We start from the raw sequence: 280 nt of genomic DNA on the forward strand, positions 1-280 counted from the left end.
GGCGGTGAGCATCGCGACGACGTCCTCGCGAGAGGTGGTGGTGACGTCGAAGGTGTCGAAGTGCATGCGGTCCTGCGCGGGGGTGACGACGCCTGCCTGGTGCACGCCCCGGACCGGTACGACGGCGTCCGCCGCAGCGGCGACGGGTTGCTCGGGAGCCGTCGACCGGCCGCTCACGGCGCCGGCACCGACGGCGAGCGCGCCTGCTCCTACGCCGCCGAAGAGGGCTCGGCGGGAGAGCTACCGAGGTGGTGTCGCGACGGCTTCGTCTCCTACGACA

At 72.9% G+C, this 280-nt stretch carries 1 pseudogene; it reads right to left on the reverse strand.

Annotated elements, in window-relative coordinates:
• Positions 1-240 (reverse strand): annotated as a pseudogene (locus tag AC0IX4_RS23030) (deferrochelatase/peroxidase EfeB); the annotation flags it as partial.
• Positions 241-280: the final 40 nt, after the last annotated feature.

The organism is Rhodococcus sp. AC861 (assembly GCF_979256035.1).